Source organism: Pseudomonas sp. Marseille-Q5115 (assembly GCF_916618905.1).
GTDB lineage: Bacteria > Pseudomonadota > Gammaproteobacteria > Pseudomonadales > Pseudomonadaceae > Aquipseudomonas > Aquipseudomonas japonica_A.
On the sequence record NZ_CAKAKI010000004.1, the window covers coordinates 46,416 to 69,184 of the forward strand.

General features: G+C 57.6%; 20 protein-coding genes. 16 read left to right on the forward strand and 4 right to left on the reverse strand.

Annotated features, from left to right (window positions below; genetic code table 11):
- The first annotated feature begins 395 nt into the window (after positions 1-395).
- The 7 genes from LG385_RS25230 (at position 396) to LG385_RS25260 (ending at position 5,918) form a co-directional block, all read left to right on the forward strand.
- Positions 396-1,676: an LPD7 domain-containing protein gene (locus LG385_RS25230; protein ID WP_318781431.1), complete on the forward strand. Its 1,281-nt coding sequence runs from the start codon at positions 396-398 to the stop codon at positions 1,674-1,676.
- Between the two features lie 138 nt (positions 1,677-1,814).
- Positions 1,815-2,552 carry a hypothetical protein gene (locus LG385_RS25235; RefSeq protein WP_225776543.1) on the forward strand — a complete coding sequence of 246 codons (738 nt, stop codon included), beginning with the start codon at positions 1,815-1,817 and terminating at the stop codon, positions 2,550-2,552.
- A 129-nt stretch (positions 2,553-2,681) separates the two neighbouring features.
- Entirely contained in the window at positions 2,682-2,960 is a 279-nt protein-coding gene (locus LG385_RS25240) for a type II toxin-antitoxin system RelE/ParE family toxin (RefSeq protein ID WP_225776544.1), read from the forward strand.
- 14 nt (positions 2,961-2,974) lie between these two features.
- Complete coding sequence (locus LG385_RS25245; protein WP_225776545.1) at positions 2,975-3,259, forward strand: HigA family addiction module antitoxin; 285 nt, start codon at positions 2,975-2,977, stop codon at positions 3,257-3,259.
- A gap of 519 nt (positions 3,260-3,778) precedes the next feature.
- The gene (locus LG385_RS25250) at positions 3,779-4,549 is read left to right on the forward strand and encodes a MarR family transcriptional regulator (RefSeq protein WP_225776551.1); all 771 of its coding nucleotides are present in this window, start codon (positions 3,779-3,781) and stop codon (positions 4,547-4,549) included.
- 659 nt (positions 4,550-5,208) lie between these two features.
- The gene (locus tag LG385_RS25255) at positions 5,209-5,583 is read left to right on the forward strand and encodes a hypothetical protein (protein ID WP_225776546.1); all 375 of its coding nucleotides are present in this window, start codon (positions 5,209-5,211) and stop codon (positions 5,581-5,583) included.
- Entirely contained in the window at positions 5,580-5,918 is a 339-nt protein-coding gene (locus tag LG385_RS25260; protein ID WP_225776547.1) for a hypothetical protein, read from the forward strand. The genes LG385_RS25255 and LG385_RS25260 overlap by 4 nt, the downstream gene beginning before the upstream one ends.
- A 4-nt stretch (positions 5,919-5,922) precedes the next feature.
- Here the strand turns inward: LG385_RS25260 and LG385_RS25265 are convergent, their stop codons facing one another.
- On the reverse strand, positions 5,923-6,288 hold the full coding sequence (locus LG385_RS25265; protein WP_040259207.1) for a hypothetical protein: 366 nt from the start codon (positions 6,286-6,288) through the stop codon (positions 5,923-5,925).
- Between the two features lie 224 nt (positions 6,289-6,512).
- Between LG385_RS25265 and LG385_RS25270 the strand changes: the two genes are divergently transcribed.
- The 4 genes from LG385_RS25270 (at position 6,513) to LG385_RS25285 (ending at position 10,075) form a co-directional block, all read left to right on the forward strand.
- On the forward strand, positions 6,513-6,791 hold the full coding sequence (locus LG385_RS25270) for a hypothetical protein (RefSeq protein WP_040259206.1): 279 nt from the start codon (positions 6,513-6,515) through the stop codon (positions 6,789-6,791).
- A 363-nt stretch (positions 6,792-7,154) separates the two neighbouring features.
- Positions 7,155-7,484 carry a DUF2790 domain-containing protein gene (locus tag LG385_RS25275; protein ID WP_088776173.1) on the forward strand — a complete coding sequence of 110 codons (330 nt, stop codon included), beginning with the start codon at positions 7,155-7,157 and terminating at the stop codon, positions 7,482-7,484.
- Between the two features lie 205 nt (positions 7,485-7,689).
- Positions 7,690-9,015, forward strand: coding sequence for an OprD family porin (locus LG385_RS25280; RefSeq protein ID WP_040259205.1), 1,326 nt, complete (start codon positions 7,690-7,692; stop codon positions 9,013-9,015).
- A gap of 148 nt (positions 9,016-9,163) precedes the next feature.
- Positions 9,164-10,075, forward strand: a complete 912-nt coding sequence (locus tag LG385_RS25285) for a cation diffusion facilitator family transporter (RefSeq protein WP_040259204.1) — start codon at positions 9,164-9,166, stop codon at positions 10,073-10,075.
- Positions 10,076-10,086: 11 nt separating this feature from the next.
- Here LG385_RS25285 and LG385_RS25290 read toward each other — a convergent pair whose 3' ends face one another.
- The 3 genes from LG385_RS25290 to LG385_RS25300 are packed head-to-tail and all read right to left on the reverse strand — an operon-like array spanning position 10,087 to position 15,785.
- Positions 10,087-13,224, reverse strand: coding sequence for an efflux RND transporter permease subunit (locus tag LG385_RS25290; protein ID WP_040259203.1), 3,138 nt, complete (start codon positions 13,222-13,224; stop codon positions 10,087-10,089).
- A 19-nt stretch (positions 13,225-13,243) separates the two neighbouring features.
- The gene (locus LG385_RS25295; RefSeq protein WP_040259202.1) at positions 13,244-14,485 is read right to left on the reverse strand and encodes an efflux RND transporter periplasmic adaptor subunit; all 1,242 of its coding nucleotides are present in this window, start codon (positions 14,483-14,485) and stop codon (positions 13,244-13,246) included.
- Positions 14,486-14,525: 40 nt separating this feature from the next.
- A complete protein-coding gene (locus LG385_RS25300) occupies positions 14,526-15,785 on the reverse strand; it encodes a TolC family protein (RefSeq protein ID WP_040259260.1) in 1,260 nt (419 codons plus the stop codon).
- A 393-nt stretch (positions 15,786-16,178) separates the two neighbouring features.
- On the opposite strand from LG385_RS25300, the gene LG385_RS25305 reads away from it, so the two are divergent.
- The 5 genes from LG385_RS25305 (at position 16,179) to LG385_RS25325 (ending at position 21,910) form a co-directional block, all read left to right on the forward strand.
- Complete coding sequence (locus LG385_RS25305; RefSeq protein ID WP_040259201.1) at positions 16,179-16,853, forward strand: heavy metal response regulator transcription factor; 675 nt, start codon at positions 16,179-16,181, stop codon at positions 16,851-16,853.
- Positions 16,850-18,238 (forward strand): heavy metal sensor histidine kinase, encoded by a 1,389-nt coding sequence (locus LG385_RS25310; RefSeq protein ID WP_040259200.1) that lies wholly within the window; start codon positions 16,850-16,852, stop codon positions 18,236-18,238. Before LG385_RS25305 ends, LG385_RS25310 begins: the two co-directional genes overlap by 4 nt.
- A gap of 121 nt (positions 18,239-18,359) precedes the next feature.
- Positions 18,360-18,824 carry a DUF411 domain-containing protein gene (locus LG385_RS25315; RefSeq protein WP_181118334.1) on the forward strand — a complete coding sequence of 155 codons (465 nt, stop codon included), beginning with the start codon at positions 18,360-18,362 and terminating at the stop codon, positions 18,822-18,824.
- A gap of 169 nt (positions 18,825-18,993) precedes the next feature.
- Positions 18,994-21,465: a heavy metal translocating P-type ATPase gene (locus LG385_RS25320; protein ID WP_225776548.1), complete on the forward strand. Its 2,472-nt coding sequence runs from the start codon at positions 18,994-18,996 to the stop codon at positions 21,463-21,465.
- Between the two features lie 46 nt (positions 21,466-21,511).
- On the forward strand, positions 21,512-21,910 hold the full coding sequence (locus tag LG385_RS25325) for a zf-TFIIB domain-containing protein (protein ID WP_040259198.1): 399 nt from the start codon (positions 21,512-21,514) through the stop codon (positions 21,908-21,910).
- The last annotated feature ends 859 nt before the right edge of the window (positions 21,911-22,769 follow it).

The window sequence follows — 22,769 nt, forward strand, 5'->3', positions numbered from 1 at the left end:
TCAAACGGGCTCCCATGAAGGCCCTTACCGCCAACAAACACGCCTCTACGGTCGCCGCGTATTTCACCCGTGAGGCCCAGTACAACCAGATTTTGCCCGCCCACCGTCACGCGCTGCGCCGCCTTGACCAGCAGTTCTACTCGACCCGGCGAGCGGTGTTTGCCGACGAGCGTTTGACCCGCCAGGACAAGGCTCAGCTGATGTCCGTGCTGACCTTCGAGCGGCTGCGAGCGCGTGAACAGCTTCACTCCCCCCAACCCAGCAAAGAGGTAGACCTAATGGGCAGCGCCGCCATACGCGAGCTTATCGAGGACGAGAAGGAAGAACCGGGCTTCACCATCAGCGGCGCGAAGGGGTCTAGCCCCGAAGGCGTGCGCGACCGGGTGAAGCGCATCATGGATCGGTTCGCCAAGCAGGTTGATCCCGCAGCCGCCAGTGAGCGTGCCCGCGACCTTAGCGCCAAGGATCTCTATACCCGCAAAGCCAAATTCAGCCAGAACGTGCATTACCTGGATAAATCGACCGATAAGACCCTGTTTGTCGACACCGGCAAGGCCATTTCAATGCGCCGTACCGGCATTAGTGAATCAGGCGTTGCTGTGGCCCTGGAGCTGGCCAAGGAGCGCTTTGGCAGCACGCTGACGATCAACGGCACCGCTGAATTCAAAAAGCTGGTGATCGAAGCCGTGGCCAAGAACGGGCTTGATGTGCATTTCACCGACAAGGCCATGAATCAGGGCCTAGCCGCCCGGCGTGCAGAGCTGGATATCGCCAAAGATGGGCAAACCATCGAGCCGGGCAAGGATACGGCGCGGGGCGTTGACCAGGCCGATGCCGAGCAGACCGATGAACCTGGCCAAGCCCAGCCGCCCTCGCCGGCACCGGCTCAGGCCAGCGCTGAGCCAGACCCTGACGCCCAAAGCCCAAGTGAGATGGTAAGGCGCGAAGCGGCCTGGCGGCAGGCAATGCCACTGTCAGAAGCGGACGTGCGGGCTTCGGACACGGTGATGAGCCTCAGGGCTGAAGATCACGCGGTGTGGCTGATCGCAACCGATGACAAGACGCCAGAGGCCACCGCCATGCTCGCCTCCTACATGGAAAACGATGCCTACCGAAAAACCTTCAAAAGCGCGATCGAAGCACTGTACACCCAGGCCAAAGGCTCACCAGAAACTGTCCAGGCTCTGGACGCGGCCACGGAAACGGTAGTCGGGATCGTTCACCAGGTGGAAGATCGTATGCGGTCAGCGCCGGCGCCCGTGTCGTCTGATAGCGTGCAAAAATCCAGTTCCAAGGTAATTGAGGGTGAGCTGGTGGACCATGGCGCAGCGCGCTACCAGCACCAGGACGATAAGCAAATGAGCTATTTCGTTACCCTCAAGACCGACGCGGGCGAACGCACCCTGTGGGGAGTCGGCCTTGCCGATGCCATGGCGGATTCGGACCTCAAATCAGGCAACCAGGTGCGCTTGGAAGACTTGGGCACTCGGCCAGTGGTGGTGCAGGAGGTCGCCGAAGACGGAACCGTGAAAGAGAAGACGACCCACCGCCGCGAGTGGTCAGCCGAACCGGCTCTGCCCGAGCGCGAAGTGGCCGACACCACCCCTAAAGGGCTGGCCGCCGCCGAAGGCACACCAGAATTGCCAGAGCCTGAACAAGAGCCTGGCATGAGTTGAAACTGTGCTCCAGGAAGCGCCCACTCTCAAGCGTTAAACTACTGTTACTTAACGCTAATACCCGCAGCCTCTCAAGCCCAGGCAATCCCGTCTGCGCGATCTATTCACCTCGCTGCTTCGTATGAAAAAGGAAGATAAATGGCTACATATATTGGCTGGGAAACCTCCGTCTCGCTCCTTCTCGCCCACGAAACCCTCGCAAAAAACCATCTGAAAATGGTCCATGCGGGCTCAGAGGGAGGCAAAGATCCAGAACCCTATTTTATGTACAAAAATACCTTTGCGCTGCTGATCCTCAACGCTTCGATCGTGGAGGGAACCCTACGGAGTATTCTCACCGAGCTTGTTAAAGCGGATCTCAACGCGGCGATTGATCTCGGCAGGCAGCAAGGGCGAACCGCACATGATGCCCCGACCCGCGTTTTGCAAAAATTCCTGGCTGACCTAGAGGGTGGTGGCTCTTGGAGTACCTTAACCGCGAGCGCTACCCTTTACTTGGGCGCAAAACTGGCTGACGGTATAGATGAAGGAGCTCAAGAAGGAATCGAGAAGCTTTTCGTCCTGCGCAATGTGCTCGCTCACGGTACTACCCTGATCCAGCCTAAAACCAAGATGGCTGATGATCTTAAGGACGAATACCCCTTCAATTGGCAGTCGAAGCTGCACGGCGTCACTATGTACCTTGAAAAGCATCTCGGTCGTAAGGGCATTTTTGAAAACCTGGCCCATCCAGATTGCCCAAAGCATTTTATTGACGTTACCAAGCAATATTTCACTGACCTCGAGGCGAAATGCGCACCCTTGCCCGAGCGTGTTGCCAAGACGATTGAGATGGTCAAGGGGTATAGCTTCGGCTACTACAACTGGCATCACTAGCCTTGGTCACGGAAGTTAATGCCAACACGGGCAACGATTCCTGACTCGCCACCACGCTGCGCTTAAGTGTAAGGCTATGCCATACATAAAAGGCTTGCTATGTGTAAGCATTAGCCTTACGCTTATCCCATGATAAAAAGCTTCCGACATAAAGGCATCAAAGCTCTGTATCTGAGCGGCAGCGCCAAAGGCGTTCGGGCTGATCATGTTGCCCGGTTGCGCCGCATTTTGGCTTCGCTGGACGTGGCCAAAGCGCCGGATGACATGGACGAACCAGGGATGCGCCTGCATCCGCTCAAAGGCGAGCTTGTAGGGTTCTGGTCAGTGAGCGTGTCGGGCAACTGGCGGGTAATTTTCCGCTTTATCGAGACTGATGTAGAACTGGTGGATTACCTGGACTACCACTGACAGGAGAACGTCAGATGACCATGCACAACCCGCCCCACCCAGGCGAGGCGCTACGCGAAGACGTATTGCCTGAAATGAAGCTGTCCGTCACGGCTTTGGCCAAGCACCTCGGGTATTCCAGGGGGCAGCTGTCCACGATCCTTAATGGCCGTGCGGCCATTACCGCTGACCTGGCTTGGCGCTTGGAGCTGGCGGGCTTGGGCAAGGCCCACATGTGGCTTGCTCGGCAATCGGCCTATGACTTGTGGCAGGCCCAGCACAAAGAAGTGCCTGAAATCACTAGGTTACACGCGGCCTAGGCACCTACAGCGTCCGGAACAGAGCCTGTTTCTAGGATGATGCCCTAGGTCATTGATAGCAGCGGATTTGTACAGCGGAATGCGGAACGGCCGTGGTACTATCCAGCGCAGCTTTATTCGCAGGAAAAGCAGACGATGTAAATCTCGAATCGCAGAAACCAAAAAGCCCCGGTTGGCGCCGGGGCTTTTTGGAAAATCCTGAACAGGCCGTTTGACTAGCGGTTCACCTGTTCAGCACACTTAACGTGAGCCAATTATGGCGATCACTACGGCTTCGTGCAAGCCCCAAAAAGTGATCCCAAGTGGCTCACCGCTGAATGGCGGACTTATGGAAAAGATTCCTCCGCAGGCGGTGCCGTTTCCCGGCCCTGGCCTGTACACCACGCAACACCCAGACCTGACTGTCGTCACCGCAGCGCATGGACCCAGTGCCCCAGGCGGTGACGCATGAGCCACCTCAAGGCCGTCAGGCTCGCCCCCTCTGACCCTCATTCCGCGTTACGCCGCCCCGGCCGGCCGATGCCTGCCCGCTATGCCGCGCCGCGTCACCTCACCGAACAGCAGCTGAAAAACCCCCTGATCCGCAGCGCCTATGAGCGGCTGAGCAACATGGTCAGCTACCGCGGCCGCTACCTGCGCCGCCTGGACGGCGTTCATGGTGATCGCCGCACCCGGCGCGAGAAATTCTGCGCCATCGAGCGCGTGGCCGAGCAGCTGCTGGTACGCCTGGACCTGGCCACCAGCGTGCTGGGCTACATCGACCCGCAGAACGGGCGCTTTGTGCTCAATACGCAGCGCGGCATTGCCGAGGACGCGGGGATTTCCGCGCCGGCGCTATGCCGGTTGCTGAAAACCCTGGACGATGCCGGCTATGTGTACCGCCGCATCGAGCGGGTGCGCCTGGATGAAAGGGACGACAACGGGCTGCACCTGGTGCGCACCCGTGTCCTGGTGCGCTTCACCAAGCTCTTCTGGAAAGACCTGGGCCTGGCCTACGTCTACGAGCGCGTGCAGAAGTCGGCCAAGAAGCGCCGTGACGCCGCGCTGCGCGACATCGGGCAACAGCGCATGGCCGAGTTGGAACGCCACTCCCTGGAGCTCCAGCGCCGTGAAGTGTCCCGGCAGCGCTGGCAAGCGAAGGAGGCACGTGAGGCGGGCATAGATCGCCCACGCAAGGCGCCCGTCCAGCCTCAACCCGAGGTGCGGAGTAACACGGCCGTCAAGGCCGCGAACAAGGTCCAGAGCGCGATGGACAAGCTCTTTGCGTCGGTGGCCAACAAAGCCAAATAACCCCCTCCCTGCCCAAAATCCGTATCCGCTCACGCGGAGGCGTTGTCACGCCTGCGATTTGGTGCGTTGTTAACCGAGGTTTCAAGCGGGTACCGCCCAGCCAGGCAATGGCCCCAATTACCCCGATTTTGTCCCGGAATCGCCCTTACCTGAAGCGGTCCGCGCCGCCGCTTGTGGAGGCTTTGAAATAAATGAAATTTTATACCCCCTTCAGTTTCCCCGTCCCGGAAAAACAGGGAATTACGAGATGTGGAGCCCCCCTCGTAGAGCATAATGCCCACGCATTTCGTGCCGATGGCACGGCGTGGACGGGTGAACTTCAGCTCCTACAAAAGCCTGTCTAGGCGGCCCAGGGCGGTCCCCGCCCTGCCCTGGCCTGCGGCCACCCTACGGGCGCCAAGACCCGGATAAATCGCCCCAGCCAGGCCCCGCCTGGCTGCGCCTCAACCGGGCGCGCGTGCGCGCAGGCTTTCAGAGCAGGCAGCGTTTAAACGTCCGCACGGTGCCTTCGGTGAAGGCATGCGTTTTAAGCCCTCGGCCTGACCAGATGATGGTGCTGACGCGGCAATCGCCACGGCGGCGGTACGCGGCTTTTTTTCAACGTGACAAGGCGTGTGGCTCTGCTACAGTAGGTGCATTAAACGCACCTTTGACCTGTGATGACCGTGATTGCGACCTACCCTAAAGGCGACCTGCGCCGAATGCTCGCGGTCCTCGCCGCCATCGAGGCAACGCCCGACGCGACCCTGGTCAAGGTCGCGGCCAGGACCGGCCTTGATAAAAAGACCGTGACGCACCTGGTCGCCCAGGCGGGCGAGCAGGCCGGCGTAACACTCAGCAAAACCGGCCCGATCTACACCCTGGACGACTGGGGACCGGTGTTCAACCCGGCCGGCGCGCACCAGGCGTTGGCGGGCGCGCTGAAGGCCCCGGATACCCGGACGTCTACCGGTGGCCCCGACCCTGCTACGCCGGCCATGGGCCGGCAAACGGGGGCAATGACCTGTGGTCAACGGTATGGCCGTGTGAATTGATCCTGCCGCTGGGGCACGGCTGGGTGGCCTGTAGCGACGCCCTGCCCTGGAATGACTATCAGGGAGAGCTCGAATACATCGTCTACAGCCCCGCGTATGGCGGTGACTTGCACCGGTGCACGTTCAGCTTGAGCGGAGCGCGCTGGTACGACGAACGCCAGGCACTGGGCATCAGCGGGGTGACCCACTGGCGCCTGACCCGCCGCGATGAGCCCCGCGACAGCACTTTGGATGGCCCGCCCCCGACGGTGACGCAAGTGGATGGCGAGCGCCTGGCCCTGCTGCACCAGTGGTGGGAGTGGTATCGCCACCATACTGGCATTGAGGAGGCCTAATGTCTCAGGGATGGCTTGTAAGCCGCGCTGCCGCCGGCGTGCCGTGGTACGCGTTCTCGTAGATCGCGGCGCTGTTGCCGGCGGCTTCACGGGCCATGGCGGCGACAAGCCGGTCCTTTAGCCGCTTCACTTCGGTTTCAAGCTCACCGATCCGGGCCTGCTGGTGTTTGAGCCGCTGCTGGTCGCTGTCGTGCTGGGTCACCAGCTGGGCGATCCGGCGCCGGCCATTGGCGAGTTCGCGGCACGCCTCGTCCAGCTCATGATTGAGCAACGTGCAGTGGTGTTTCCACGCGGCGAGCATGGACGGGATACCCAGGGAGAACGCGTCCTGGTCGGGCGCGGGCAGTGAGTTTGAAGGCTGTGCGTCCATGGCGGCTGTCCGGTTATAGTGTATGAATATACAGTATAACCCTAAGCGCGTGGTTGGGAATGGGCCTGCTGTCGCCATCCTGGAGAACGGCGCGCGCAATCGCTATCCGCCGCGAAGCCCTGCGTTTTGAAACCGAAGGCGCTACCTGATCATTTCGTCGCTGTAAACGACCCTGGCGTCCATCCTTGGCCTAACGTTAGGGGCTGACGCTAAGGAGGATACAGATGAAAGCGGCTAACGAAGTCTGGACCCTGGCCCGCCCCTTGCGTGCCTTCTGGATCGGGGAAGATGCGGTGTATGCCGCGTTTGATGCGCAGGGTGCCTTGCAGCTGGCCAACGCCGAATACGGTTATGTGCGTTTCAGTTTGGAGGACGTGATTCCCTGCGACAGCACGGCGCTACAAGGTCCGGCGTATTCGGCGGCCGGTCCGCGGCTGGGCACCCTCTGGCAGCAGCTGGCCCTGATGCCGGGACCGGGTTACCTCTGTGCGAGGCGGCCATGATGGGTAGCTACGTAGGGCCATCCTAATTATTCCCAAGTAAGTCTAATTGGCTAGACCGCTGGTGTGATGCCGCTGAGCAAATAGGGAATTTAGAGTGATGGTATTTCTCATTCATTACAAAATTGTAATTTTTCGATCATTTTTAGGTTATTAATACAAGCTTATTATAGGGAATGCATGAATGTGGATTGCTCCTGCGGTTCTCACGTGCGGCCTATTCACCTTTCTGCTCCTTTGGTTGGAGGTGAATTTTTTAGCGCTCATCGAGCGCTTTTTTTATTTCTGGATTGTCATTTTCAAGCAACCCTCTCGTTAGGAAGCGTTTTGGATAATACCTCCAACTTGAAACGAGGCACCTCCAGAATGAAACCTAAAAACATGATTTTGACAGTGGTGATGGCTTTGCTCGCTCCCGTCGCATTGGCGAAAGCTAACCCTAAAGCACTGGACCTGGAAATTGAGAAACAAAACCAGAAATCCTTGGAAGCCTATTCCCAGCAAACGGGTAAACCCGTACCAGAGGTAGTGGATTACCGTTACGGTATGAAGCTGGATGTAGCAAAACTGATCTACACTTCCCGCCCTGTAATATATTGCGGAGTCGTCAGTAAAATCATGAGCTTTGAGGACTCGCAAGGGGAGCCTCAATCGGTTCGGTACCGCGACCAAGGTGAATGCCGCACCAGGCATTAAGGTTGGTTTTTGCACTCGGACTTTTGAGCTTTAGTGAATGTAGAATTATATCGAACATTTCAGAATTGTAATTCTACGATCACCTTGCCGTTATCCTATTCCGTTGAAGATGGTGGTACCGCTTTGCGGTAAACAATAAATGGAGCGCGCTATAACGTTGCCCAGCCTTATTATCCAGGTACTGCCAAGGAATCAGGAGCAGATGATGTACAAAATCCCAATTTTCAGCCTGAGCGCATTGTGCGCCGTGCTGGCTTGCCAGGCCAATGCCGAGGATGCCGTTGAAGCCAAAGAAGGCTTTATCCAGGGCAGTAGCTTGAACATACTTAATCGCAATTTCTATATAAACCGGGATTACCGTAAGGGGCAGTCCGATGCGTCCGGCGACAGCTACTCCGAGGCCTGGGCCCAGGCAGCCATCGCCCGCTTCGAATCCGGCTTTACCGCCGGCACAGTAGGCTTTGGTTTTGATGCCTTCGCCATGGTGGGTTTGAAGCTCGATAGCGGTAAAGGCCGCTATGGCCCGGGCGGTAGTATCAATGTAATGCCCGTCAATGATGACGGACGGGCAGATGATGAATATGTCAAAGCGGGTGGAGCTCTCAAAGCCCGGCTATTTGATACCGTTATCAACGTCGGAGACGTCTCCCCCTACACGCCGGTTCTGGCCGCCGGTGATTCCCGGTTGCTGCCTGAAAGCTTTAAAGGGTTTACCGTTACCAACACCAGTATCGACAAGCTGACACTGATGGGCGGCCGGGTCCACGCCATGAGCCAGCCACAGGACACAAGTCTTAACGAGAATTTTGCGACCTTTTACGCAGGGCCAGTCGATTCGCCCTGGGCTGGATATGTAGGGGGAAATTACGAGCTGAATAAAAACCTCACGCTGGGTTTATACACCGGTCGCCTCAAGGACGCCTGGGACCAGCATTACTTTGGCGTCAACTACAGCTACCCCATAAACGACAACCTTGCGCTGTTCGCGGACTTTAACTATTACAATGCTACCGATGAAGGAAAGCGCTTGCTGGGTGAATTCAGCAACAATATCTTCAGTGGTCGTATTGGCGCTACTTATGGCCCTCATACCCTGGCGTTTTCAGCGCAGAAGAACAACGGGAGCGATGACTTCGATTATCTTCGGCAATCGGACTCCATATACCTTAACAACTCTATCCAATACAGCGATTTCAACTCGCCGAAAGAAAAATCCTGGATGGTCAGCTACCAAATTGACATGGGCCATTTTGGCGTGCCCGGTTTGACGCTCATGACGCGTTACGCCCAAGGGCGTGATGCCGACTATTCAGGGGCAAACGATGTGTACATGCGTCGCGATGGTGATGGCAATCCGCTCTCTGACCAGAAGCGTTGGGAACGTAACCTCGAGGCGAAGTACGTCGTACGCAGTGGTACGCTCAAGGATGCCTCGTTCCGTCTGCGTCAGGCGACCACCCGTGCCACCGCATTTGAATCGGATCTGGATGAAATCCGCCTGATTGTAGAATACCCGCTTTCCGTGCTCTGACCCCCCTAGGACAGCAGGCGCCCAGCTTGCTGTTCTCTCTGCCGTCCTCCCCTCTCTGTCCCCTGCCGCTGACGTGAAATCGTAGGAACCCTCGCAGTGAGGCGTTACCCAACGTTCGTATTCCTATTATCGATTCAAGGAGGCACCGATGGGTGCAGGCCATTCGCACAGCCATGGCGATGTTCGCGAAGGACATCAGAAAAAACTGGTTATTGCCTTGGCAATGACCACAGGCATCATGCTGGCTGAAGTCATCGGTGCATGGGTGACAGGAAGCCTTGCACTGCTTTCCGATGCCGCACACATGTTTACGGATGCGGCAGCACTGGCCTTGTCATTAGTGGCCTTGCAAATTGCCAAACGACCCGCTGATCGCCGGCGGACTTACGGGTACGCCCGCCTGGAAATATTGGCCTCAACGTTCAACGCTATGCTCTTGTTCCTGGTGGCCATGTACATCTTGTACGAGGCGTGGCAGCGGTTCTTCCTGCCGGCGGAAATTGCCACCAATGTCATGCTTTGGATTGCCGTTGCTGGCCTGCTGGTAAACCTTGCGTCCATGCGCTTGCTGGCCTCCGCCAGCGGTGAAAGCCTCAACGTGAAGGGGGCGTATCTGGAGGTCTGGGCCGATATGCTCGGCTCGCTAGGGGTCATTGTTGCGGCGTTGGTCATCCGTTTCACAGGCTGGACCTGGGTAGATACGCTGGTGGCTGTCGGTATCGGCCTTTGGGTCCTGCCGCGTACAGTGCAGTTGCTGCGAGAAAGCCTGAATATCTTGTTGGAAGGCGTTCCGGATGGGGTCAATCTTGCCGAAGTGGAAGCCACTATTCTCCAGATCGGCGGCGTAGAGGCCGTGCATGACCTACATGTATGGGCCGTCAGCAGTGGTCACAATCTCCTGACCGCGCATGTGGTGATCAAGTCAGAAGTGGCGGACCCAGACGTTGTACTGGCGGCTGTGATCGAGGCTGTCAGCCATGCCCATCACATCGGTCATTGCACCATTCAGGTCGAACGCGGCGATTTCCACCGGCAGGGCCCCGGTCTCCCGGAGCACTGACAGCGTCTGGATCACTCCTCGTCGCGGCGATGCGCCCACTGATAGAGCGCTGGCAGCACCAGTAGGGTAAGCGCCGTCGACGAAAGGATTCCGCCGATGACGACCGTGGCCAGGGGCCGTTGGACTTCAGCACCGGTCCCCGTGGCCAGGGCCATTGGGACGAAGCCCAGCGAGGCCACTAATGCGGTCATCAGCACAGGCCGCAAGCGCGTTAATGCGCCTTCACGGATTGCCTCTGTTAAAGGCCGACCTTCTTCGCGCAGGTTGCGAATAAAGGCGATCATCACCAGGCCATTGAGTACCGCCACTCCAGACAGGGCAATGAAGCCCACCCCAGCGGAAATGGACAGGGGAATGTCCCGAAGCCATAGGGCTACCACGCCGCCGGTGAGTGCAAAGGGGATGCCAGTGAATACGAGCATTCCGTCTTTGAGGTTGTTGAACATCATAAAGAGCAGCGTGAACACCAGCAGCAGGGCGACAGGTACAACGATCTGCAGCCGCTGAGCGGCGGATTGCAGCTGTTCAAATTGCCCGCCCCAGTCGATCCAGTAACCTGCAGGCACCTTCACGCCTGACTCGATGGCCTGCGCGGCTGCGCTCACGAACGAACCCAAGTCGCGGCCGCGCACGTTGGCTGTGACTATCACCAGCCGCTTGCCATTCTCACGGCTGATCTGGTTAGGCCCCATCACCAGCTCTACCGATGCTACCTGCGACAATGTGATGAAGCTGACACGTGATGGTTCGATGCCCGTCTGGGTTGGCAATGGGATCAGTAGTTGCGACAGCGTGGAAACGTCAGTGCGGAGCTCCTCAGGCAGGCGTACGGTGATATCGAAGCGGCGGTCACCTTCGTACAGCGTGCCGGCCTGTCTTCCGCCTACGGCGATGGAGATGGCATCCTGTACCGTGCCAATGTTCAGACCGAACCGCGCCGCTTTCTCCCGATCCACGTTGATGGTCAGTACGGGCAAGCCTGAGGTTTGCTCCACTTTGACTTCCGAGGCCCCTTCCACCTTTTGCAGGGTGGCGGCGATCTGATTGGCGGTTTGGTTCAGGACTGCCATATCATCACCGAACACCTTCACCCCGACGTCACTACGCACCCCGGAGATCAGCTCGTTGAAGCGCAATTGGATGGGCTGGGACATCTCGTAGTTGCTCCCTGGCACCAGTGCTGCGGCAGCTTCGATTTCCTGGACCAGTGTTTCGCGGCTTTTCTCAGGGTTGGGCCATTGATCGGTGGGCCTGAGCATGACATACGCATCCGAGATATTCGGCGGCATCGGGTCAGATGCGATTTCTGCCGTACCGGTGCGGGCAAATACCCGTTCCACCTCCGGAACATGTTGAAGGATCGAACTCTCTATCCGCTGCTGAATGTCCAACGACTGCGTCAGGCTCGTACCTGGTACCCGGATCGCCTGCAACGAAAAGTCGCCCTCACTGAGGCTGGGAATGAATTCGCTGCCCATCCGGCTTGCCACCACTCCAGAAAGCAGGATTAGCGTCACTGCGCCGCTGAAGGTGATGTTGCGATGGGCCAGTACCCAGTCCAGTGCCGGCGCGTAACGCAGCCGTGCGGTGCGCATCACCCGACCTTCTTCCTCCTTGACCCTGCCCGTTACGAACATCGCCACGGCCGCCGGCACAAAAGTGACCGACAACAGCATTGCGCCCAGCAATGCAATGACCACCGTCAATGCCATGGGGTGGAACATTTTACCTTCGACGCCAGTAAGGGCGAAGATGGGCAAGTACACGACCATGATGATCAACTGCCCAAAGATCAGGGCACGGCGCGCCTCCCTGGATGCCGCGAACACTTCATGGAAGCGCTCGGTGCGCGTGAGCTTGCGACCATGCCTGTGCTGCGCGTGGGCCAGTCGGCGAATGGCGTTCTCCACGATTACCACCGCGCCGTCGACAATGATGCCAAAATCCAAGGCGCCCAGGCTCATCAGGTTCGCACTGACCTTGTTGCCGAGCATCCCGGTGAACGTGAACAACATGGCCAGTGGAATCACCATGGCGGTGATCAGGGCCGCGCGGATATTGCCCAGGAACAGGAAGAGAATCACGATTACGAGGATTGCCCCCTCGATAAGGTTCTTCTTCACGGTGCCGATGGCTTTTTCCACCAGCGTGGTGCGGTCGTAGACCGTGACGGCTTTCACCCCGGCCGGTAAGGTCTTGTTGATATCTGCAAGCTTTGCGGCGACCGCTTTGGAAACCGTGCGGCTGTTCTCGCCCACAAGCATGAACACCGTACCCAGCACCACTTCCCGGCCGTTCTCGGTGGCGGCTCCCGAGCGCAATTCCTGCCCGATTCCCACCTCAGCAAGCTGGCTTACCCGGATAGGGCTGCCCTGCACGGTGGTGACGACGATATTGGCAATATCGTTGATAGTGCTGACCTGTCCTGGCGCACGTACCAGCAGTTGCTCGCCATTACGCTCGATGTACCCCGCCCCGACGTTGCCGTTGTTGCGTTCCAAAGCAAGGATCAGGTCCTCCAGGGTCAGCTGATAGGCCGCCAGTTTTCGTGGGTCTGGCGAAACCTGGTATTGCTTCGCAAATCCACCGATCGTGTTGATCTCCGCCACACCCGGGACATTGCGTAACTGCGGCTTGATGATCCAGTCTTGAATCACGCGCAGGTCGGTAGGGGTATAAGGCTTCCCTTCTGCGTTGAGTGCGCCATCCTCGGCTTCCACCGTCCAAAGGAAAATTTCCCCGAGCCCGGTGGAGATGGGCCCCATCACGGCCTCGATATCCTCGGGCAATTGCTCTTTGGCGCTTTGGAGCCGTTCACTGACCAGTTGCCGAGCGAAATACAGGTCGGTGCCCTCTTCGAAGATCACCGTGACCTGTGAAAGGCCTGAGCGCGACAGCGAGCGGGTTTGCTGCAAGCCTGGCAGCCCCGCCATAGCGGTCTCGACCGGGAAGGTAATGCGCTGCTCGGTTTCCAGCGGCGTGAAGCCGGGTGCGGCTGCGTTGATTTGCACCTGGACGTTGGTGATGTCCGGTACAGCGTCGATCGGCAGCTTTTGGTAGCTGGCAATGCCGAGGCCGGCCATGATCAGTACGCAAATCATCACCACGATGCGCTGTTCGATAGCAAACTGAATCAGTTTTTCAAACATGGAACACTCTCAGCGCGCGTCAGTGGGAATGTTCGGCGCTGGCTTTGCCCAGCTCCGACTTGAGGATGAAGCTGCCATTTGCGGCCACGTGCTCGCCGGCTTCCAGGCCTTTGAGCACTTCAAGGTAACCGCCATCGCGACGGCCGATGTCGACGGTACGGGCCGTGAAGCCTTCATCGGTCCGTACGAACAGGGTTGGCCGGTCTTCTACGCTTTGCAGCGCAGCTTCTGGCACGCTGACGGGGGCAGTGGCTTCCTGCGCAGCCACAAGAACATTCACAAACAGGCCAGGACGCCAAGCGCCTTGCGGGTTGGTCAGGGTCACACGTACTTGAGCGGCGCGGTTCTGTTCCCCCAAAAGGCTGCCCACGTAACCCACCTTGCCTTGCACCTGCGTTTGCAGATCGGGTGCATCGACTGTCACTTCTCGCCCTAAGATGACTTTTTCCAGCTCGGACGGTGGAACGTTAAACGTGGCCCATACCTGCGTTAAGTCGCTCAGGACGAAGGCTGTGGTAGTGCTGTCGACCCGTTCACCCTGACCCAGGTGTTTTTCCACGATCACGCCGTCGAATGGCGCTCGCAGTTCATAGCGGTTGCCGCCGGCAGTGGCAGTGTTTCCACCCAATGCACTGACCTTCTGCTTGGCATTGGCCACCTCAATCTCGGCCTCCTGGTACGCCTGTCGGGCTTGCAGGTAATCCTGTTCAGGAGAAATCTTCTCTTCCCACAGGGCTTTTTCCCGGCTTAAGGTGATGCGCGCTAGCTCCAGACGCTTGCTTGCTGCATTCAAATCACTCCGTTGCTGGGAGATATCCTGGCTTGCGATCACTGCCAGTACCTGCCCCTTGCGGACGGTTTCGCCTAGGTTGGTATTGACCTTTTCAACGAAGCCTGCAAGTTGCGGCACAATGTGACTGGTGCGGTCTTCGTCAAAGCGAATTTCACCGGGAAAGCTCACCGAGGTCCGCATGGGGCGGGCGGCGGCCATCACGACCTCTATTCCAGCGGCATTGATCTGGTCCGCAGTGAGTTTCAAGGCACCTTCTTCTTCGTGTCCGCCCTCCTCGGCGTGTTCGCCTTGTGCATGTTCCGCCTCGTCTTCGCCATGGCTTTCCGCTGCACCGTGTGCTTCCGGCGATATGGGTTGCGCCGAGCTTTCCCGGGCAAAGGACGGCCCAACCGAACTCACGGCGCCCCCGATGACGGCAAGCAACGCCAGTACGCCCAGTACCAGGGCGGCGTGGTTTTTTCTGTTCATTAAAGCTCCGAAGCCCCGGCATCAGCGAGGCGGCAGATAGTCAGTGGGAAATGGGAATGTCTGCCGAAGCGGGGCTCAACGCGGCCACGTCACCCAGCAACCGCTCCAGGGATGCCCGGCCCTCCGTAGCGGTGGCCAAGGCATCGAGGTACTGGGTGCGTGCTCCAATCAGCGTGCGCTGAGCATCGAGCACTTCGAGATAGCCGAATTTTCCTAACTCGAACCCCCGGGTAGCCGCATCAACGGCCTGCCGGGCAGCGGGCAAAACGTCCCGTTCGAAACCTTGTATCTGCACTGCCGCAGTGCTCCATTGGTCGAGCGCGGTCGCTGCTTCGCTGCGCAAACTCAACTCGGCCGCGACACGCAGGTCACGCGACTGGTCTGCTCGACGTGAGGCGGACAAGACATTGCCCTGATTGCGGTCAAACAGTGGTAATGGCACCGAAACGCCTATGACATTCACGCGCTCACGCTCGACCGCTTGGTACTGGCTACCCAGGCTTAGCGTGACGTCGGGTATCCGCTTACGCTGCTCCAGGCTCAAAGCGGCGTCGGCTTGGTCCATTCGCGTCTGCGCCAGTTGCAACTCGGTACTGCGCCCAAGCATCGCCTGCAGCGCGATGGAGGCAGGAGGAAGGCCCGGTGACGGCGAGGTATTGGCTGGCAATGCAGTAACCTCGCCCTCCGCAAGGCCTAATATGCGCGACAGGGCGCGGTATTGATTAGCGCGTTCCGTTTGCGCACGCTTGACGCCAAGGGCGGTTTCCACAAGTTGAACCTGCGCACGCGTAGCTTCCACCGGTGATGCTTTGCCAGCACGTACCCGCCCTTGAGCGACCTCAACCCCTCTGCGCGCGAGCGCCTGAGCTTCTTTGGCTAAGGCCAGTGCCGTATCTGCACGTAACGCCCCGAACCAAGCCCGGGTGACATCGGCTCGCAGCAGATCAGCCTGGCGCGACAGCGCCAGGTCCGCAGCGGATTGGCCAAAACGCGCGGTATCTATGCGTGCACCACGTTTACCACCAAGCTCAAGGGTCTGGCTTAGCGTGATGGTTTCGGTGCGGGTAGCGCGCCGGGTGTCCTCGGTCTCCCAAGACAGCACCGGATTGGGAATCAGCCCAGCTTGCACACGCTCGCCTTCGGCTATACCGATTTCGCGCTGGGCTGCGGCAAGGTCCGGATTATTGGAAAAAGCGGTTTTTACCGCTTCGGACAGCGAAGCGGGGGCGGCCAGGCTTATTGGGCTGAACGGCAGTAGGGCTGCCAAAAGCGCCCAGCGAAAGCGCGGGAATCGGGACATTGAGCAGAAAGCGAAAGCGCTGCTATGGCTGAGCACAACAAGACCTCTGTACAAGTTTGGAAATAGCCAGACCTCATCAGCCCGAACTGTGGCGAAGGCAATTTAGAAAACAGTGGTTATCAAAGGCGTTGCGGCAGCATTACAATTTCGTTATCTAACTAGTTCTCATGAGTATTCGGCTATATTTATTCTGGTAATGCGAATTGGACACTTTTTGAAACAATTATTGATGAAGGCGAGGCGGCCGCTGCCTGCAATCGGCATGAAAATGTGCTGGAAATCGCTGATTTTAAAAAACAAACCTTGACCCTGAAGCGGCTACAGACTTTATGCTAAGGGCTATTGCTGGGTGAAAGCTCGATTAAAAGTTGTACGTTATTTTGGAAATTGGCTATGAAGATTTTGGTTGTAGAGGATGAACAAAAGACTGCCGAATACATGCACCAGGGATTAAGTGAAAGTGGGTATGTGGTCGATATTGCCGGTACGGGTGTAGATGGCTTGTACCTCGCGCGAAGTCAAAACTACGATTTGATTATATTGGACGTAAACCTTCCCGAGATGGGCGGGTGGCAGGTACTGGAAGAGTTCCGGAAAACGCACGATACCCGGGTCATGATGGTGACTGCGCGTGGACGCCTTGGCGAAAAGGTAAGGGGGCTGGAGAGCGGTGCCGACGATTACCTGGTCAAGCCTTTCGAGTTTCCGGAGCTATTGGCGCGGGTGCGCACGTTGCTTCGCCGAAGCGAGAAAACCAGCACGCCCGATGTGGTGACGGTGGCTGATCTTGAGCTGGATCAAGGGCGGCATCGTGCCTTTCGCGGTGGCAAGCGCATTGATTTGACCACCAAGGAATTTGCCCTTCTTCACCTGCTCATGCGCCACAGTGGCGAGGTGATGACGCGGTCGCAAATTATCTCGATGGTGTGGGATATGAATTTTGACTGTGACACCAATGTGGTCGAGGTGTCCATTCGGCGCTTGCGGGCAAAGATAGACGACCCCTTCGAGAAAAAACTGATCCATACGTTGCGAGGTGTTGGCTATGTATTGGAGCTGCGCGAATGACACCACGACGGCTATCCACGCGATTGGGGTTGAGCGTGGGGGCTCTGAGTGCCTTTGTCGTGATCGCCATGGTTATCCTGGCCTGGTTCGAGATCAGCCATCAGCTCGACCTTCGCGCTCGGGAAAGCTTGGCAGAGAAGCTCCAACAGATTCAGCACACGCTTCAGGAAACCGCTGCAACCAAAGCCGACATCGTTTTGCACTCACATAACCTTCGCGATCAAGTCGCGGGTCATGACTATGTAGCATTGATGATCGACGAAACCGCTACCGATGGTAAGCGGCTACTCAGTGTTGGTTCGACCGCAGGCCAAGCGCTGCCTCTGGCGGAGCTTAATAGCGACCAGAGCTACCACAGTCTGGTGTCGCCTGAAGGCTATGAAATGCTGGTGGTATCCAAAGAGGTCAATCTGCGTGGAGGTCAATCCGTCAAAGTATTTCTGGTATTAGAGCGCAAGGATGACGCGCTTCTGGTGAATGCGTACCTCAAATCGGCGCTGCTGGTCTTACCGCTTATCCTGATAATGGTGGGAGGGTTTGGCTGGTGGCTCGTTCGGCGGGGTCTGAAGCCGTTGATGGCTTTTCGCGAAGTCAGCCAAAGCGTTTCCGCCCGGGAGCTCTCTTTAAGGATGCAGACGCAAGGGTTGCCGGAAGAACTTGAAGGGCTTGCCCAGGCTATCAACGTCATGCTGGATCGGCTGGATGCCGAGGTCAGCCAGATGGCCCACTTCTGCGATGATCTGGCGCATGAGTTACGTACGCCCATAAACAATCTGATGGGGAAGGCGCAGGTCACCCTTTCGCGGGAGCGTTCACCCGAAAGCTACAAGCAGGCTTTGGAAAGCTGTACGGAAGAACTGGAGCGTTTGTCACAGATGGTTTCGCAAATGCTGTTCCTCGCCAGTGTTTCGCAACCTTCCTCATTACAGCTCACAACAATCAGGTTACATGAGGAGGCAGGTCGTATTGCAGAAATGTTCCTCCATGTGGCGGAAGACAAGTCTGTCTCATTGACCCTTCACGGGGAAGCGGAGGTCCAGGGCGACCGGCTCATGGTGCAGAGGGCAATATCCAATTTGCTTTCCAATGCGATACGCCACAGTCCGCACGGTGAAGTGGTATCCATAGACATTACCCAGGATGCGGAGGCCACCCGGTTGGCGGTTGCTAATAAAGGCGCCGGGATCGAAGCGGAACATATTCCTCACATTTTCAAACGCTTTTATCGTGTGCACTCAAGCCGCTCGCGTAAGCAGGGGGGCACTGGGCTAGGACTTGCTATTGTCCGCAGTATCATGAACCTACACGGGGGAGAAGTGAGCGCCTGCAGTGCACCGGGCGTATGTACGACGTTTACATTGCAGTTTAGGGCGAATACACGTTAACGAGGCCACCTTACAGATTTCCGGGCCGATCCGACGGGTGGTGGCGCCAGGCGTGCATGCCCCTGTCAACGTAGGCAAGTGCTCTAATGTTTTTGAACTGGTTCTTTTCAGGGATGCGGCTATGAAATTCAAAGATCTTGTTAGCGCTGGACCACGTGTAGCATTACTCACGGTGCTGTTTACCGCGTCAATCGCACAGGCCAGTACTGCTCAGTTGATTGATGTGTACAGGGATCCCAATTGTGGCTGCTGCTCCAAGTGGATTGCTTACCTCCGGGACAATGGCTTCACGGTAAATGACCATTTAGAGGAAAACATGAGCGCTGTGAAGGCCAAGCTTGGCGTGCCTGAAAAGCTTATGTCGTGCCACACAGGCGTAACGGAGGGGAAATTTATCGAAGGGCACGTACCGGTACAGCAAATTGCAGAACTTGCCAGTCGGACCGACCTCGTCGGTGTTGCCGCCCCAGGCATGCCGATGGGCTCGCCCGGCATGGAAGCGGGTGAGCGCAAAAGTGCCTACCAGATCCTCGGATTAAAAAAGTCGGGTGAGCAGGAGGTAGTAGCTGATTACCCCGCGCGTTGATTGCCCCCAGCACATCGCTGACCTACCGCTGCGCGTGGCTTCCTTGCACTCGCGGCGCGGTACCTTTTTCACATCAGTGCAGTGCGAGACAGGTAATCTTCGATTTTGCTTGACCCTGTAGCTACTACAGGCTGTTGAATGGCCTTATTTCCTTGTTAGCAGGCGCCTTATGAGCCAAGAAAATAAGTCTTCGTCGACGCTGCGTCCCGTTCTTGAGCAGGACAAATGTTGTGGTGCGAATTCCAAGCGCGATTCCCTGGTGAAGCTGCCGGCTAAAAGCTCCTTCGTGCATCTCCATGACCCTGTCGGTGCAGCTCCTACCGGTCCGTGCTGCCCGGCTGAGGGCAGCACGTTAGAGCGGGCGTGCACCGACGATTCAAGTCACGGCCACGGTCAGTGCACAGACGACCATGACCATGACCATGACCATGACGATGCACATGGGACCGCCGGGGCGGATACCTGCTGTTCCCAGGGAGCGCACGCAACGGAAGCGATCGTCCCACGTTCCGTGACTCCAGGCCCTGAAGGGACTACTCAGGTCCGGTACCGCATCGACAAGATGGACTGCCCGACAGAAGAGCGGCTGATTCGTAATCGGCTGGAGCCGATGCCCGGCATCGCCCGGCTCGATTTCAATCTACTGAGTCGCGAGTTGACCGTGCATCATCGGCTGGATGATCCGCAAGCGATTGTCAGCGCTTTGGTTGCGCTGGACATGGGCCCTACCCTTATCGAGGCTGGAGCCCCGCCAATAGCTGCCCCGCCGGCGCTGACGAAGAGATTGAAAGGGCTGCTGGCTGTCAGCGGCGTCGCGGCTGTGGCCGCTGAAGCCATCGCCTGGACAACGGGGCAGGAAGGCTCATGGCCCGTGATGGGTTTGGCTGCTGTGTCCATTCTTGCCGCCGGTGTGCCTACCCTCAGGAAGGGATGGATCGCGGTGAAGAATTTCACCCTGAACATCTACTTCTTGATGTCTTTGGCTGTCCTGGGCTCCGTCGTGATTGGTAAATGGCCGGAAGCCGCGATGGTGGTTTTCCTGTTCGCCATTGCCGAAGCCATCGAAGCACTGTCGCTTGAGCGAGCGCGTAACGCGATCAAATCATTGACCGCATTGGCCCCAGAGACTGCGGAAGTCATGGGCGAAGGGGGCTGGAAAGAGCAGCTTGTCGGAGCTGTCGCGCTTGGCAGCCGCATCCGTGTTCGCACTGGATCACGGGTGCCATTGGATGCGACGGTGGAGTCTGGTCGTGCAGCCCTCGACCAAGCCCCTATTACCGGTGAAAGCCTCCCCGTGGACAAGGTGGTTGGCGATCCGCTTTATGCGGGCAGTATCGTGACCGACGGCATCGTTGAGGCTACGGTCACCGCAGTAGCAGGCCAAAGCACCCTTGCCCGGATCGCTGCCGCGATCCAGGACGCACAGTCCCAGCGGGCACCTACGCAGAGATTTGTGGATCAGTTCGCGCGTTACTACACACCGGCGGTCGTGTTGGTAGCGTTCTTGGTCGCTGTTTTAGGGCCGTTGCTGCTGGGGGGCACCTGGGGGGGGTGGCTGTATGAGGCCCTTGTCCTGCTGGTCATTGCTTGCCCTTGTGCCCTGGTCGTCTCCACGCCTATCACCGTGGTAAGTGGCCTTGCCGCAGCTGCCCGCTCCGGCATCCTGATCAAGGGGGGGGTGTACCTTGAAAGCGGTCGGCTGCTGAAAGTGGTTGCCTTGGACAAGACCGGCACGTTGACCCAGGGCAAGCCTGTTTTAACGGACGCGGAAACCTTCAGTGACCTGCCGATCGAAAAGGCCACGTTGATCGCGGCCAGTCTGGACGAACAGAGTACTCACCCCGTAGCGAAAGCACTGGTCAATGGGTGGAAGACCCAGCAACCTGGCGTTTCGACCCTGCTTGTCAGCGACTTCAGTGTGCTGAATGGACGAGGCGTGAAAGGCTTCATTGATGGCCAACTGTGGCACCTGGGTAATCACCGATTGGTTGAAGAACTGGGAGTGTGCTCTCCGGCGCTCGAGGCCAGGCTTTCACGGCTCGAAAATGCGGGCAAAACGGTCATCGTGCTGTGTGGTGCTGAAGGTCCCGCTGCAATATTCGGGGTCGCGGATACCGTTCGACCCGAGAGCTTCGAAGCTGTCGCTGCGCTGAAGGCGTTGAACGTTGTCCCGGTGATGCTGACGGGTGACAACCCCGCGACGGCGAAGTCGATCGCTGATCAGTTAGGTGTTACCGATGCACGCGGAAATCTCATGCCAGAGGACAAGCAGACCGCAGTCGCTGAGCTCAAACGTCGATATGGCCACATTGGGATGGTCGGGGACGGTGTGAACGACGCCCCTGCTTTGGCGCAGTCCGATATCGGTTTCGCCATGGGAGCCGCTGGGACAGCCACGGCCCTTGAAACCGCGGATGTCGCAATCATGGATGATGACCCACGCAAGATCGCTGATTTCATTCGGCTTAGTCGTCGCTCCGCTTCCATTTTGAAGCAAAACATCACGCTGGCATTGGGGATAAAAGTTGTCTTTCTAGCACTGGCTCTGTCGGGCATCGCCACCTTATGGATGGCAGTCTTCGCCGACATGGGAGCGAGCCTGCTCGTCGTGTTCAATGGTCTGCGGCTCTTGCGTCGGTGACACGACAGCTGCGGTTTAGACAGCGTATTCGCTGAAGGAGAGAACCATGCAGTGCCCTGTTTGCAAAGACGTATCGTTGGTCATGACAGACCGTCAGAATGTTGAGATAGACTACTGCCCTCAATGCCGGGGCGTCTGGCTTGACCGGGGGGAGCTCGACAAGATCATCGAGCGTAGTCAGCAGCTGGAGGCTCGTTTTCTGCCACAAAGCGCAGCGTCATCAAGGCAAGACGCGCCCCTATCAGAACCGGGGTATGCGCATTCGCCTGCTGCTCAACCTGGCAATAAGCATGGCTGTTCTGATCCGCAGCCCAGTCAGGGGGGCGGATGGCGGGACAGCTACCAGAGCGGTCACCAGAATCAGCACGGACATCAAAGCCAAGGCAAGCATGAAGGGCAGCAGCCTTATCGCAAGAAGTCCTTTTTACAGGAGCTTTTCGACTAAGTTTTGCTCAGGTACACGGATCACCGCTCAGCTGACAGGCTCCATTGGCTGATTCCAATGTGTCACCTGTTAACGCCAATGCCGTAATCAAGGGCCTAAGGTCGAGGTGACCCGGGCCGCCGGCACGACCTCTTGCGTCGGTGATGCCTTCTGCCAAGCCGGCCACGTTGGTAGCCTGAATGTGCCGCCAGGCATCCAGTACAAGCTGACAGCCCCTGACCTGGATAAGGCCCGCGCTATAACTGAATAGTAGTCGCTATGGTAGCTGCCATAGCAGCTGCTGCGCTCATTATACGATGGACTATCATATCGACTGATGACCCCGTATACGTGGTATTAAGATCTCAAGATAATTAAGCCATATTCGCGGCACGAGAACATTGGCTAAAGCCTGAAGATATGGAAGACTTCCCATTTAGTGTGATGCTAGACTCTTGGAAAAGAAGCTCACTCCCTTAGCATTCCTGGCGATTTAATTAATGACCCTGTCCCCCGACCAGATAAATATCCTCTCTGAGTACATGAATGATCCGAACGTACTGTATCCACAGCGCGTCAGGTATTTTTTCTACACGTGCAAAGAACAAATCTCAGGTCGACACACTGTTAACACAGTCAAGCTATTGGACCGGGTCTTGACCGTGCTCTCCTTCAAAATCAGGAGTGGCACGAAAGCTTTAAAGGGGTCCTGGCCCAAGCCGTTGAGCTTAATCTGCTTCATAACAGCGACTACGAGATATTCCTGTCTCATTTAAATCGCTGTACTCCAGGTAGCAAAGACCGGCCCCCTACCCGGCAGTATCGCCGGATTGGTCAGCAGCGTAGCTGTTGAACCCATTGCCAGCGTGACGGCGGCACG